Raw genomic sequence first — 13651 nt, 5'->3', positions numbered from 1 at the left:
TTTGAATTGTACATATATTCATTGCTAGGATGCTAGGATGCGGACAGAGCAATGAGCAGACATACCAAAAATATAAAAATCAGTAGCAGCAAAGCTTGATGGCGTTGAAGCCAGTTTTTTACAACTACTATTCCACTGTTTTTACTCTGCTGTAGCAATAACTCTAATTTACTCTCTTCTAAATTTTGATAAAGCGTGCAGCTTTTGGCATAAGGACGTTGAATAAAATTACAACTATCATCTTGGTGATAGACGCAGCTTTCACACAAATAATAGTCCCCATTCGCTTGGTGTAAGGGAACTCCAGGGTGTCCATAAGCTTTGAGAGTAATCCGGCAATAGGGACAAGAAATTGCCTGACTATCAATAGTTTGATGACATCGGGAACAAGATACAGTACTCAAAACCTGAAGGAAAAATAGGTTAAGTCAACATTCTGATTCTAGCTATTTATGCAAATAAAGAGATACCCGCACATAGTCAAAGGATGAAACCCTTTATCTATAGGGCTATCAGCCATATCGAGCCTGTTCATAGAACCAACGCGAAAAAAAGTTTTCAAAACCCCTTGACAGAAAAGAGGAAGAATTGGTATGTTTATTAGGTGAGGGCAAAAGCCCAATGCGCTGAACCGAGAAAAGATAATAATACTTTGAAAGAATAAAGACGACCATTCCTCGTCAAAAAATCAACTGAACAATCCTGGAAAGAGAAATAGAGGATTGAAGAGGTTAAAGAATTAGAGCTTAAGAAGAACGAACCAAAATGGAGAGTTTGATCCTGGCTCAGGATGAACGCTGGCGGTATGCTTAACACATGCAAGTCGAACGGAATCCTTAGGGATTTAGTGGCGGACGGGTGAGTAACGCGTGAGAATCTGGCTTCAGGTCGGGGACAACAGTTGGAAACGACTGCTAATACCGGATATGCCGAGAGGTGAAAGATTAATTGCCTGGAGATGAGCTCGCGTCTGATTAGCTAGTTGGTGGGGTAAGAGCCTACCAAGGCGACGATCAGTAGCTGGTCTGAGAGGATGATCAGCCACACTGGGACTGAGACACGGCCCAGACTCCTACGGGAGGCAGCAGTGGGGAATATTGGACAATGGGCGAAAGCCTGATCCAGCCATGCCGCGTGAGTGATGAAGGCCTTAGGGTTGTAAAGCTCTTTTGTCCGGGAAGATAATGACGGTACCTGAGGAATAAGCATCGGCTAACTCCGTGCCAGCAGCCGCGGTAATACGGAGGATGCAAGCGTTATCCGGAATGATTGGGCGTAAAGCGTCCGCAGGTGGCCATGTAAGTCTGCTGTTAAAGAGTCATGCTCAACATGATAAAAGCAGTGGAAACTACAGAGCTAGAGTACGTTCGGGGCAGAGGGAATTCCTGGTGTAGCGGTGAAATGCGTAGATATCAGGAAGAACACCGGTGGCGAAAGCGCTCTGCTAGGCCGTAACTGACACTGAGGGACGAAAGCTAGGGAGCGAATGGGATTAGATACCCCAGTAGTCCTAGCCGTAAACGATGGATACTAGGCGTGGCTTGTATCGACCCGAGCCGTGCCGTAGCTAACGCGTTAAGTATCCCGCCTGGGGAGTACGCACGCAAGTGTGAAACTCAAAGGAATTGACGGGGCCCGCACAAGCGGTGGAGTATGTGGTTTAATTCGATGCAACGCGAAGAACCTTACCAAGGCTTGACATGTCGCGAATCTTTCTGAAAGGAGAGAGTGCCTTCGGGAGCGCGAACACAGGTGGTGCATGGCTGTCGTCAGCTCGTGTCGTGAGATGTTGGGTTAAGTCCGCAACGAGCGCAACCCTCGTTTTTAGTTGCCAGCATTAAGTTGGGCACTCTAGAGAGACTGCTTAGAGTGACAAACCGGAGGAAGGTGAGGATGACGTCAAGTCAGCATGCCCCTTACGTCTTGGGCTACACACGTACTACAATGCTACGGACAAAGGGCAGCTACACAGCGATGTGATGCTAATCTCATAAACCGTAGCTCAGTTCAGATCGCAGGCTGCAACTCGCCTGCGTGAAGGAGGAATCGCTAGTAATTGCAGGTCAGCATACTGCAGTGAATTCGTTCCCGGGCGCCTTGTACACACCGCCCGTCACACCATGGAAGTTGGTCACGCCCGAAGTCATTACCCCAACCGAAAGGAGGGGATGCCTAAGGTAGGACTGGTGACTGGGGTGAAGTCGTAACAAGGTAGCCGTACCGGAAGGTGTGGCTGGATCACCTCCTTTTTAGGGAGACCTAATCCATTGAGAAATCGAACACAATCAGTAATTAGATTCTTAATTGGTCTATCCTAGGTCGGTCGAGATTGGTTGAAAACTTTCAAAGTATTATTATTGGTTTGGTGAGACTGAATTAAATTGGAAAAGAGTCAGCAACTGACAGTTAGTCAGACTGCTGGATAAAAACCAGCCAGAACCTTGAAAACTGCATAGTAACGCGAATTAGCAGGCAGACGAAACTGAGTACTGAGGAAAGAGTACCGAGTGATGAGTTTTTCACTCATTGTAGAGTAGGAAAGAAACAGGAAAGCAGAAAAGTTTGCGAGTCGAAAAAATGTAATGAAGTGGTCAAGCTAATAAGGGCTAATGGTGGATACCTAGGCACACAGAGGCGAAGAAGGACGTGGTTACCGACGAAATGCTCCGGGGAGTTGGAAGCAAACTATGAGCCGGAGATATCCGAATGGGGCAACCCTATGTACTACCTGCTGAATATATAGGCAGGAAAGAGCCAACCCAGCGAATTGAAACATCTTAGTAGCTGGAGGAAGAGAAATCAAATAGAGATTCCCTAAGTAGTGGTGAGCGAAAGGGGAAGAGCCTAAACCAAAGGGTTTACCTTTTGGGGTAGTGGGACAGCGAGATCGAATCTGGAGGCTAGACGAAGCAGCTAAATACTGCACCAGAGGGGGTGAAAGTCCTGTAGTCGAAAGTCAAAGGATAGTAGCTGAATCCCGAGTAGCATGGGGCACGAGGAATCCCATGTGAATCAGCGAGGACCACCTCGTAAGGCTAAATACTACTGTGTGACCGATAGTGAACCAGTACCGCGAGGGAAAGGTGAAAAGAACCCCGGAAGGGGAGTGAAATAGAACATGAAACCATTAGCTTACAAGCAGTGGGAGTCCGATTAAACGGATGACCGCGTGCCTGTTGAAGAATGAGCAGGCGACTTATAGGCACTGGTAGGTTAAAGCGAGAATGCTGGAGCCAAAGGGAAACCGAGTCTGAAGAGGGCGATAATCAGTGTTTATAGACCCGAACCCTGGTGATCTAACCATGGCCAGGATGAAGCTTGGGTAACACCAAGTGGAGGTCCGAACCGACTGATGTTGAAAAATCAGCGGATGAGCTGTGGTTAGGGGTGAAATGCCAATCGAACCAGGAGCTAGCTGGTTCTCCCCGAAATGTGTTTAGGCGCAGCGGTAATGATTATATCTGGGGGGTAAAGCACTGTTTCGGTGCGGGCTGGGAGACCGGTACCAAATCGAGACAAACTCTGAATACCCAGAGCACACATTGCCAGTGAGACAGTGGGGGATAAGCTTCATTGTCAAGAGGGAAACAGCCCAGACCACCAGCTAAGTCCCCAAATCATCGCTAAGTGATAAAGGAGGTGGGAGTGCACAGACAACTAGGAGGTTTGCCTAGAAGCAGCCAACCTTAAAAGAGTGCGTAATAGCTCACTAGTCAAGCGCTCCTGCGCCGAAAATGAACGAAATTTAAGCGATGTACCGAAGCTGTGGACTTAGATATTGTCTAAGTGGTAGGGGAGCGTTCCGTCGTAGGTAGAAGCAGTAGCGGCAAGCAGCTGTGGACGAAACGGAAGTGAGAATGTCGGCTTGAGTAGCGCAAATGTATGTGAGAATCATACACCCCGAAACCCTAAGGGTTCCAGAGCCAGGTTCGTCCACTCTGGGTTAGTCGGACCTAAGGCGAGCCGAACGGCGTAGTCGATGGACACAGGGTCAATAATCCCTGACTATGATGTGGGAGCATGACAAGGGACGCATGAAAGATAGCCATACCCTGATTGGTTTGGGAGGAGTTTACGAACTCCGCATGGTGATGCGATTGTGCCAAGAAAAGCTGGTCATGTGATGAAGACATCATACCCGTACCCGAAACCGACACAGGTAGGGAGGTTGAGTATACCAAGGGGCGCGAGATAACTCTCTCTAAGGAACTCGGCAAAATGGCCCCGTAACTTCGGAAGAAGGGGTGCCCACCTAAGAAGTGGGTCGCAGTGAAGAGATCCAGGCGACTGTTTACCAAAAACACAGGTCTCCGCAAACTCGTAAGAGGACGTATGGGGGCTGACGCCTGCCCAGTGCCGGAAGGTTAAGGAAGTTGGTCAGCGAAAGTGAAGCTAGCGACCGAAGCCCCGGTGAACGGCGGCCGTAACTATAACGGTCCTAAGGTAGCGAAATTCCTTGTCGGGTAAGTTCCGACCCGCACGAAAGGCGTAACGATCTGGATGGTGTCTCAGAGAGAGACTCGGCGAAATAGGAATGTCTGTGAAGATACGGACTGCCTGCACCTGGACAGAAAGACCCTATGAAGCTTTACTGTAGCCTGGAATTGTGTTCGGGCTTCGCTTGCGCAGGATAGGTGGGAAGCGAAGAAGTATTCCTTGTGGGGAATATGGAGCTAACGGTGAGATACCACTCTGGCGAAGCTAGAATTCTAACCCATGACCGTAAGCCGGTCAGGGAACAGTTTCAGGTGGGCAGTTTGACTGGGGCGGTCGCCTCCTAAAAGGTAACGGAGGCGCGCAAAGGTTCCCTCAGCACGCTTGGAAACCGTGCGACGAGTGTAAAGGCATAAAGGGAGCTTGACTGCAAGACCGACAAGTCGAGCAGGTACGAAAGTAGGCCTTAGTGATCCGACGGCGCAGAGTGGAATGGCCGTCGCTCAACGGATAAAAGTTACTCTAGGGATAACAGGCTGATCTCCCCCAAGAGTCCACATCGACGGGGAGGTTTGGCACCTCGATGTCGGCTCATCGCAACCTGGGGCGGAAGTACGTCCCAAGGGTTGGGCTGTTCGCCCATTAAAGCGGTACGTGAGCTGGGTTCAGAACGTCGTGAGACAGTTTATCCATAACCGGTGCAGGCGCAAGAGCATTGAGAGGAGCCTTCCTTAGTACGAGAGGAATGGGAAGGACGCACCGCTGGTGTACCAGTTATCGTACCAACGGTAAACGCTGGGTAGCCAAGTGCGGAGCGGATAACCGCTGAAAGCATCTAAGTGGGAAGCCCACCTCAAGATGAGTGCTCTCACTACTAATAGTAGGTAAGGTCACGGGCAGAACACCCGTTCATAGGCTCTAAGTGGAAGTACAGCAATGTATGTAGCTGAGGAGTACTAATAGACCGAGGGCTTGACCTCTTAAATCATTACATTTTTCGCGTTACTTGCAGTCTTCAGGGTTTTGTTACCCAACAATCTTTCCTGGTGTCTATTGCGCGGTGGAACCACTCTGACCCCTTCCCGAACTCAGATGTGAAACGCTGCTGCGGCGACGATAGTTTGGGGGTTGCCCCACGCCAAAATAGCTCGATGCCAGGTCTATCAATTACTAAAGCCTCTTCTCGATTTGAGAAGGGGCTTTTTGGTTTTTCATCTTTCCTGTTTTCTCACTCAAACTTGCCGAAGGTGCTGGTTGTTCCTTTTTGAATAATTGCTTCTACCGTAACGTTGTTGACGGTGACTGTGACTGTAGCTTCGTTGGAAATGGCGTTGTTGTCTAGGACGTTGATGATGCCTAATAAGTGTCCCATTTCGTGGAGGATGGTGGTGAGCAGGTCGTATTTGCCTGCGGCTTCTCCTGTGGTGGCTCGGTAGGCTGTGTCGGTGAGGGTGGTGGTGAATTCGCTGTTGTCGTTGGGGGTGGGGTCTATGAACCAGCCGATGCCGTTGGCATCATGGTCGATGAGGATTGTGTCGCTGTTGGGGCGACCTTGGGTGTCGTAGGTGGTGATTTGGGCTTCGGCTAGTTGTCCGGTGGGGAGGTCGGTGATTTGCAGGGTGAGGTTGAAGGTGGGGTCGAAGAGGGTGGACTAGAGGGTTTTAGCGGTAGAGTTGATGGTATTGGTTGATGTAGAGGATGAGGTATGGAAAAAAAAGTCATAGAGGTTGAAGAGTTGCTGCGCCGATATGCTGCTGGGGAACGAGATTTCGCCTGGGTTAAGTTGCGTGTTCCTGATAGAGGGCAGGACTACTATTGGGCTATGGGGGCTGGTAGTCTTTTGAACGGAGCTAATTTGAGTGGGATTAATTTGAGTAATGCTGACCTCAGATACGCTGGCGAGATGAATGGTATCAACTTGAGTGATGCCAATTTGAGTGGTGCTTACCTGAGCGAGCAGTTCATGAGAGATGCTAATTTGAGTAGGGCTAATCTTAGTAATGCCCACATGACCAAGGTTTCCTTGGATAGAGCCAACCTGAGCGGTGCTAATCTGAGTGGTGCCAATTTGTCCTTCTCCCAACTTGGTGGTGCCAACCTGAGTGGTGTTAACTTGAGATCTGCCGATTTGGGTAGATGTGGTTTGAGTGGGGATTTGAGAGGTGTTGATTTGAGAGGTGCCGATTTGCACGCTACCGATTTGATGAGTATTGACTTGACTGGAGCTAACTTGAGCAACGCTATTTTGGAGCGTACCTACATCAAAGATGCTAACTTGACTGGGGTTAATCTGGAAGGTGCCAAGCTGGAGGGAGTTACTTTCATTAATACCATCATGCCAGATGGTACTATTCGGAATGAAACCCCACGAAGATAGCATTGTTTCTGTATCAGTGCGATCGCTGATCTTGTAGGTTGGGTTGAGGAACGAAACCCAACATTAACGATATCTAAAATAATTGACCAATATAAATTAGCCATACAAATATTGTAATTGTTCAAACCATAAGTTTTGATTGACTGTCAATGTATTTTCATTATGCTACTTTTTGAAGTGCGGAATGTGGGTTGTAAGTAACTTGAGTACAAAAGAAAGTCCCTCCCTCTACCTTAGCTCTGCGGTATTCCATAGATAATATTTCAGTACGATCGCGCAGACGCTGACTTCTGAGTTCGTTTGCTTGTAGGTAGGGTTGAGAAAGGCTAACAAAGAAAAGTATCCCTCTTTTGGGGCTGTATATGCCAAAATCCTATAATTTTTATCCATCAAAAAACCTGAAACCCTGATCTGTAAAGGCTTTACTCAGATTACGCTTTGGGAAGCTAAATCCCTGTAAAATACGTTCATCTCTCCAATACCTTGTCCATTTTCGGTAGGTTGGATTAAGCGACAGCGCAACCCAACGCATTTGTTGGGTTTCATGCTTCAACCCAACCTACAAATCAAGGTTTTTTCCAATTTGGACAAGGTATTGCTCTCAAAACCCAAAAAGTCTTGAGAAATTCAATTAGGGGATTTCAGCCTATTTCGTTGTAATTTTACTTTGCAACATTATCTTTTTACTCATACAATTTTAGACTAGGTGAAGTTCGTAAGAACAGAACCTTAAATTAATAAGTCCGTTAACAGGTCAGGGTGTAAGAGCTATCACTAAACTACAAATGGTAGATAGGATAAATGATATCGCTTGGCAAGCTCACCAGGGTAGCGTCGCTGCGATTATTCAACTGTTGAACGAAAAGCTAGTTATGTCTGGTGTCAGAACTAGAGCTATTTTTGCTGATGGTGTCTTACAACTTTTGTGTGAGGCTGCTACTGTAGAGCAACTTGAGCAATCTACGCTGGTACAAAGAATTCAGCAGATTCTTGATTCGACTGCACCGCGTAACATTCGCAAAGTCAATATTAACAGTCGAATTGTGCGTGAGGAGCAATTACTATGGTTGGAGGAAATTAACCGCGATTCTGAAAATCAATTACTGTGGTCACAGGAAATTACACTGGTACAGCCGGGTATTGTCAAACAATTAATTCAAGATTTTACAGCAGCCTATGCTGAATTAGGAAAACCGATTTTGCCCAAAGGCCAATCTTTACTGTCTACACCATATAAACATAAGACCTTAACTAAACAACTGATTATAGGGTCTACTGGTTTATGCACAGTGCTTTTACTGGCTTTGCTGGTTGATTTTGTAACCGGAAATCAACTAAAAAAATTTTTACCGTTATACATTTCCTCGTCTTTGAGGACAGCCAACGGAATTAAATCACAAGTATCACCTCATGCTATCAATAAAAATTTGTCTAACCCGTCCAATAATGATGTGTTGGGTGACGCATTTGCAGATGCTGTGAGACTTGCTAACCAAGCTTCTGCTTCTGGTAAAACAGCTACAACTTCAACTCAGTGGTTAGAATTAGCAGCTAGATGGCAAAGAGCTTCTGATTTAATGAGTCAGGTTCCTCCTAATCATACCCGTTATCAAGAAGCTCAAATTAGAACTAAGTTATACAAAAAATATAGTGAGACAGCCCAGAAAGAAGCTGAGAAGATGACATTTTAAGTTGAGCGTTTTGTTTGGAGACAGTTTTTAGACATCTGGTGGTAATTAAATGTGCGTGGCTTGAAACCCTTGTAGAGACGTTCCGGTGGAACGTCTCCACAGTCAATCATTTTCGGAGATGTCTATTAAATACTCATTTCTAACATCCGTTGCATTGGCCGCAGTGCAGCGAGACGAATTTCCTCTGACATGGTTATTTCGGGGGTGCGATTTTTCATTGCTAAATAGAGTTTTTCTAAGGTATTTAACCGCATAAACGGACATTCGTTACAATTACAATTATTCTGTGGAGGTGCGGGAATAAAGTGCTTCTCAGGTGCTAATTTTTGCATCTGGTGGATAATTCCTGGCTCTGTAGCGACGATAAATTCCTGTGTATGACTGTTTTGACAATAATTAAGTAGGGCTGCTGTAGAGCCAATAAAGCTGGCATGACGCAAAACACTGGTTTCACATTCTGGGTGTGCGATCGCTTCTGCTTCTGGATGTATAGTTTTTAATTGGACTATTTTCTTTTCGGAAAACGTCTCATGGACAATACAGCTACCTTGCCATAACAGCATTTCCCGTCCGGTTTGTTCAATTACATACCTTCCCAAGTTGCGATCTGGGGCAAAAATAATCTCTGATTCTTCAGGTATTTGCTGAACGATTTTCACAGCGTTGGAACTGGTGCAGATAATATCGCTCATAGCCTTAATTTCGGCGGAGCAGTTAATATAGGAAATGACTAAATGATTTGGGTGTGCGTCTTTGAACTCTGCAAACTCCTGGGGAAGACAACTGTCTGCTAAAGAACAACCAGCATTTAAGTCTGGTAGCAGTACCAATTTATTAGGATTCAGGATTTTGGCTGTTTCTGCCATGAAATGAACGCCAGCAAACACAATCACATCTGCATTTGTCTGTGCTGCGGCTTTGGCTAGTTGCAAGGAGTCGCCAATAAAGTCGGCTATATCTTGAATATCGGGGTCTTGATAGTAATGCGCTAATATTACCGCGTTGAGTTCTGTTTTTAGCTCCTCAATAGCGGCAAATAAATCTAATGGTAGTGTACCTTGTGGTCGAGCAAGTGTATTTGTAAACACAATTAGAAACTGCTTTTTTTACAATGAGATGATCTTGTGGATTCAATTATAGTAGTTTTTACCAAAAATAGTGGACGGTTGATGTCGGCAATTTATGTGCAAATCGGTTGGAGTTTCATATCCTGGAGATATACGGCTTTTTAAAGTGGCATGACCAGTCAGAAAACTCAATCAAAACCTGTGAAAATTGCTGTAATTGGCGATGTTCACGATCAATGGGAAGTAGAAGACGGCATAGCACTCAAGCATCTGGGTGTAGACTTGGTGCTATTTGTCGGGGATTTTGGGAATGAATCGGTGGAAGTGGTCAGAGCGATCGCATCTCTGGATATTCCCAAAGCAGCGGTAATGGGCAACCACGATGCCTGGTACTCGGCCACTGAATGGGGACGCAAAAAATGTCCCTATGACCGCACTAAGGAAGACTGGGTACAGGAACAGCTAGATTTATTGGGAGTGTCCCACGTCAGTTATGGTAAATTGGACTTTCCTGATTGGAATTTAACTGTGGTGGGTGGTCGTCCTTTTACCTGGGGTGGGCCAGAATGGAGATTTGCAGAAATCTGTCAGGAACGTTACGGTGTCTCTAGTCTGGAGGAGTCCGCAGATAAAATTGTTAAGGTGCTGAAAAGTACTGCTTATGACAACATTATTTTTCTAGGACATAATGGACCGAGTGGATTAGGCGATCGTCCTGAAGACCCCTGTGGTAAAGATTGGCATCCTATTGGTGGTGATTTTGGTGATCCAGATTTTGCTGAAGCCATTTCTCAAAGTCTCAACATGAAGAAAACCGTTTCTCTAGTCGCCTTTGGTCATATGCATCGCACTCTCCGCCATACTAAGAAGGTGCAAAGGAAGGCTGTGTTTAGAAGTCCAGAGGGAACAATTTACCTAAATGCCGCTACTGTACCCCGGATTATAGAGGAAGACGGTGTAAAGTTACGGAATTTTTCTCTGGTTTCTTTGGAGGAGGGTGTGGTAACAAAAGCTTCTCTGGTTTGGTTAGGTAAAGACTTCCAGGTGGCTGCTGAGGAAATTTTTTATAATTCTTCCCCTTCAGTAGTGCCAACTGTGTAATTATAGGTTATGATATTATTTGTCAGTTTTTGTGTTACACAATTCTGACAAATAATTTGGAGAGGTGGCAGAGTGGTCGATTGCGTCTGACTTGAAATCAGATGAGGTGAAAGCTTCCGGGAGTTCGAATCTCCCCCTCTCCGTTGATTAATTTAGTCGTATCGACTAACGAACTTTGCTTACCTGCTTGCGTAAACTTTGAACAGTAGATATTACTTGTTGTGCAACCGTATCTATTTCTTCCACTGTATTAAATCTGCCAATTCCAAACCGCACCGAAGCATAGGCTAACTTTTCTGAATTTCCCAAGGCTGTCAGAACATAGGAAGGTGCAGTATTTGCCGAAGAACAAGCAGAACCAGAAGACACGGCCATTAATTGTTGTAAACCCAGAGAAAGTGCAGCACCATCTACACCCTCAACACTGATATTTAAGTTTCCTGCTAATCGTTTTTGAGGATGACCATTTAAATAAATTCCTTCTACAGTAGATAAATGTTTCCACAATCTTTCTCTTAATTCCATTAGCCGCTGGTTTTCTGTTTCTTGCTCTTCTAAAGCAATTTCCACTGCTTTACCAAAACCGACAATCTGCGGTGTATACAAAGTACCAGAACGCATTCCCCGTTCGTGTCCACCTCCGTGTTGCTGGGAAGCTATTTGAACTCTAGGGTTACGTCTGCGAACATATAATGCCCCAATACCCTTTGGCCCGTATGCTTTATGGGCAGTGAGCGACATTAAATCAATGTTCATCGCTTCCACATCTAAGGGAATTTTACCAATTGCTTGGGCTGCATCTGTGTGAAAAATGATTTGGCGTTGATGGCAGATTTCTCCAATTGCTGCCAAAGGTTGTAAAACCCCAATTTCATTATTTGCCGCCATCACAGACACTAAAATTGTATCAGGACGCAAAGCTTTTTCTAAATCGTTTAAATCAATTAATCCATCTTTTTGAACTTGCAGAATTGTGATGCCAAAACCCAGACTTTTTAAATATTCGCAAGGATCTAAAATTGCTTTATGTTCCGTTGCTACAGTAATAATATGTTGACCTTTTTGGAAATAAGCTTCTGCTATACCTTTAATTGCTAAATTATTAGCTTCTGTTGCACCACTGGTAAAGACAATTTCTTCTGGTGTGGCGTTAATTGCAGTTGCTAGAATTGCTCGTGTTTGTTTAACAGCAGCTTCTGATTCCCAACCGTAAATATGACTAATACTAGCAGCATTACCAAACTTTTCAGTAAAGTAAGGAATCATTGCTGTTAATACTCTTTCATCTACAGGAGTGGTTGCATGATTATCGAGATAGATAGGACGATTAGACATAATTAACTCAAAATTTGACCTATTTTTTTTAAAATTCTTAGAACTTGATCAAGTTCATTATTTCAGATATAGCAATTCCCAATCTCATGAAATACACCCCACCCGCGCTGTCGCGCACCTTCCCCTTACCAAGGGGAGGGTTGGGGAGGGGTAATTTTGTATCTAACTAGAGTGGGAAAGGCTATAATAGAGGTGCTATTTCTATTTTAAAAGCTCTGGATAATTATGTTATTTTATTAACATGACACAGTGAGATAAAGTTTAAAGTACTTAACATTTTGAAAAAGAATGATAAAACTACTGTAGAAAATTTAACAAAATCCTGAGTAATTCGCAAAAATTCCTCTGTGGAAGCGTGTCAAGTCAGAAATACCTATTGCCAGAAAATCTGTAGTTATAGATACATGAATTTTATTGCTGTCAAAACTGTGAGCAAATTTATTGTAAAGGGTGATATCATGCACGATTGCAAGGGTTGATTGACGTGATAATAGGTAATGGGGAATAGGGGCTGGGAAATAGTTTTGGTGATTCGATACCCAATGCCCAATATACAATGCCCTATTGGGAAAATGCCATGACGTTAATATTAGCTCTTGATTTTGGTGGAACTAAACTGGCAGCAGCGACGGTGAAAGCTGGTTCTAGAGAGTGGTTACGCCATAAAAATTGCCTCTCACCTGCAAATGCAGATGCCTTGAGTGATGTAGAAATTATGCGATCGCTCATTGACTCTGTGCTAGATAGAAGTAAACCTGATGCTATCGGTGTCAGCTTTGGTGGCCCAGTAGACGCAGCCACCGGACTAGTCAGGCTTTCTCATCATGTGCCTGGCTGGGAAAATATTCCTCTCAAACTACTGCTAGAAGAAGAATATCATGCTCCTGTTAGCATAGATAATGACGCTAATGTGGCAGCTATCGGCGAACATCGCTTTGGCGCTGGACAGGGATACGATAGCCTGTTTTACATCACTATCAGCACCGGCGTAGGTGGAGGTTGGATACTTGACGGTAAGCCGTGGCGGGGTGCATTAGGTATGGCTGGGGAAATTGGTCATATAGTTGTAGATCCCGCTGGGCCAGTATGTTTGTGCGGAAAAAGGGGATGTGTCGAACGTTTAGCTTCTGGCCCCTATATGGCACAAAATGCACGGGAACTTTTAGAGAAAGAAGCTCATCATTCCCCAGCTAGTACAAGAGGAGAAATACTCAGGGATTTAGTAGGTAATGACTTAAACCTGATCACAGGACAAGTAGTCAGTACAGCAGCTGCTCAAGGGGATGAATTAGCACAGGCAGTTTTATACAAAGCCGCTTGGGCGCTAGGTGTGGGTATTGGCAATGTCGCCAACCTGATGAATCCTCAACGCTTTGTTTTAGGTGGTGGTGTCACTAAAGCTGGGGATAGTTTTTGGGCAACAGTACGCAAGGTAGCACAAGAAACAGCATTACCTGAAGTTAATTTTGAAGTTGTGCGGGCGTTATTAGGTGATGATGCGCCATTATGGGGGGCTGTTGCCTTGGGTTTAGATGTCAAAAGGCTCTCGATACAATAGACTTCACAACCTTGGACTTTGATTTTTATTTCAAAAAGCGATCGCATTTGGTCATCAATAAGATTTAAGTGATCTCAGTGAGATCACC

Annotated in this window: 8 protein-coding genes, 1 tRNA gene and 3 rRNA genes; 8 read left to right on the top strand and 4 right to left on the bottom strand. The window is 45.1% G+C overall.

The features are described 5' to 3' along the window. Nucleotides 1–32: 32 nt before the first annotated feature. Nucleotides 33–404: a zinc ribbon domain-containing protein gene (locus tag ACOWPH_RS27745; RefSeq protein WP_015213332.1), complete on the bottom strand. Its 372-nt coding sequence runs from the start codon at nt 402–404 to the stop codon at nt 33–35. Between the two features lie 358 nt (nt 405–762). On the opposite strand from ACOWPH_RS27745, the gene ACOWPH_RS27740 reads away from it, so the two are divergent. The 3 genes from ACOWPH_RS27740 to rrf all read left to right on the top strand — a co-directional run bounded on the left by ACOWPH_RS27740 (nt 763) and on the right by rrf (nt 5594). Then, nucleotides 763–2249: ribosomal RNA gene (locus ACOWPH_RS27740) — 16S ribosomal RNA — on the top strand. Between the two features lie 340 nt (nt 2250–2589). Next, nucleotides 2590–5414 (top strand): 23S ribosomal RNA (locus ACOWPH_RS27735). Nucleotides 5415–5476: 62 nt separating this feature from the next. Next, nucleotides 5477–5594: ribosomal RNA gene (rrf, locus tag ACOWPH_RS27730) — 5S ribosomal RNA — on the top strand. Together the 16S, 23S and 5S rRNA genes form the textbook arrangement of a ribosomal RNA operon. Before the next feature lie 68 nt (nt 5595–5662). On the opposite strand, the gene ACOWPH_RS27725 is transcribed toward rrf, so the two are convergent. Then, nucleotides 5663–5806 (bottom strand): hypothetical protein, encoded by a 144-nt coding sequence (locus ACOWPH_RS27725; RefSeq protein WP_171815778.1) that lies wholly within the window; start codon nt 5804–5806, stop codon nt 5663–5665. 333 nt (nt 5807–6139) lie between these two features. Here ACOWPH_RS27725 and ACOWPH_RS27720 point away from each other — a divergent pair, with 333 nt between their 5' ends. Beyond that, complete coding sequence (locus ACOWPH_RS27720; RefSeq protein ID WP_015213331.1) at nt 6140–6811, top strand: pentapeptide repeat-containing protein; 672 nt, start codon at nt 6140–6142, stop codon at nt 6809–6811. Nucleotides 6812–7596: 785 nt separating this feature from the next. Continuing rightward, entirely contained in the window at nt 7597–8502 is a 906-nt protein-coding gene (locus ACOWPH_RS27715; protein ID WP_015213330.1) for a hypothetical protein, read from the top strand. 125 nt (nt 8503–8627) lie between these two features. Here ACOWPH_RS27715 and nadA read toward each other — a convergent pair whose 3' ends face one another. Beyond that, the gene (nadA, locus tag ACOWPH_RS27710) at nt 8628–9590 is read right to left on the bottom strand and encodes a quinolinate synthase NadA (RefSeq protein WP_015213329.1); all 963 of its coding nucleotides are present in this window, start codon (nt 9588–9590) and stop codon (nt 8628–8630) included. 150 nt (nt 9591–9740) lie between these two features. Here nadA and ACOWPH_RS27705 point away from each other — a divergent pair, with 150 nt between their 5' ends. Beyond that, on the top strand, nt 9741–10670 hold the full coding sequence (locus tag ACOWPH_RS27705) for a TIGR04168 family protein (RefSeq protein WP_015213328.1): 930 nt from the start codon (nt 9741–9743) through the stop codon (nt 10668–10670). 58 nt (nt 10671–10728) lie between these two features. Beyond that, nucleotides 10729–10813: transfer RNA gene (locus tag ACOWPH_RS27700), tRNA-Ser, on the top strand. 22 nt (nt 10814–10835) lie between these two features. Here ACOWPH_RS27700 and ACOWPH_RS27695 read toward each other — a convergent pair. Then, nucleotides 10836–12005: an IscS subfamily cysteine desulfurase gene (locus tag ACOWPH_RS27695; RefSeq protein ID WP_015213327.1), complete on the bottom strand. Its 1170-nt coding sequence runs from the start codon at nt 12003–12005 to the stop codon at nt 10836–10838. A gap of 577 nt (nt 12006–12582) precedes the next feature. On the opposite strand from ACOWPH_RS27695, the gene ACOWPH_RS27690 reads away from it, so the two are divergent. Further along, nucleotides 12583–13563: an ROK family protein gene (locus ACOWPH_RS27690; protein WP_042465712.1), complete on the top strand. Its 981-nt coding sequence runs from the start codon at nt 12583–12585 to the stop codon at nt 13561–13563. Nucleotides 13564–13651 lie beyond the last annotated feature (88 nt).

The organism is Anabaena sp. PCC 7938, from assembly GCF_049315035.1.
Lineage (GTDB): Bacteria > Cyanobacteriota > Cyanobacteriia > Cyanobacteriales > Nostocaceae > Anabaena > Anabaena cylindrica.
This window is presented reverse-complemented; position numbering and strand designations above follow the sequence as displayed.

Excerpts from the sequence above, each read along its gene's own strand:
- ACOWPH_RS27695 (WP_015213327.1), bottom strand. The coding sequence starts at position 12,005 with ATGTCTAATCGTCCTATCTATCTCGATAATCATGCAACCACTCCTGTA.
- ACOWPH_RS27690 (WP_042465712.1), top strand. The coding sequence starts at position 12,583 with ATGACGTTAATATTAGCTCTTGATTTTGGTGGAACTAAACTGGCAGCA.
- ACOWPH_RS27720 (WP_015213331.1), top strand. The coding sequence starts at position 6,140 with ATGGAAAAAAAAGTCATAGAGGTTGAAGAGTTGCTGCGCCGATATGCT.
- ACOWPH_RS27705 (WP_015213328.1), top strand. The coding sequence starts at position 9,741 with ATGACCAGTCAGAAAACTCAATCAAAACCTGTGAAAATTGCTGTAATT.
- ACOWPH_RS27715 (WP_015213330.1), top strand. The coding sequence starts at position 7,597 with ATGGTAGATAGGATAAATGATATCGCTTGGCAAGCTCACCAGGGTAGC.
- ACOWPH_RS27725 (WP_171815778.1), bottom strand. The coding sequence starts at position 5,806 with ATGGGACACTTATTAGGCATCATCAACGTCCTAGACAACAACGCCATT.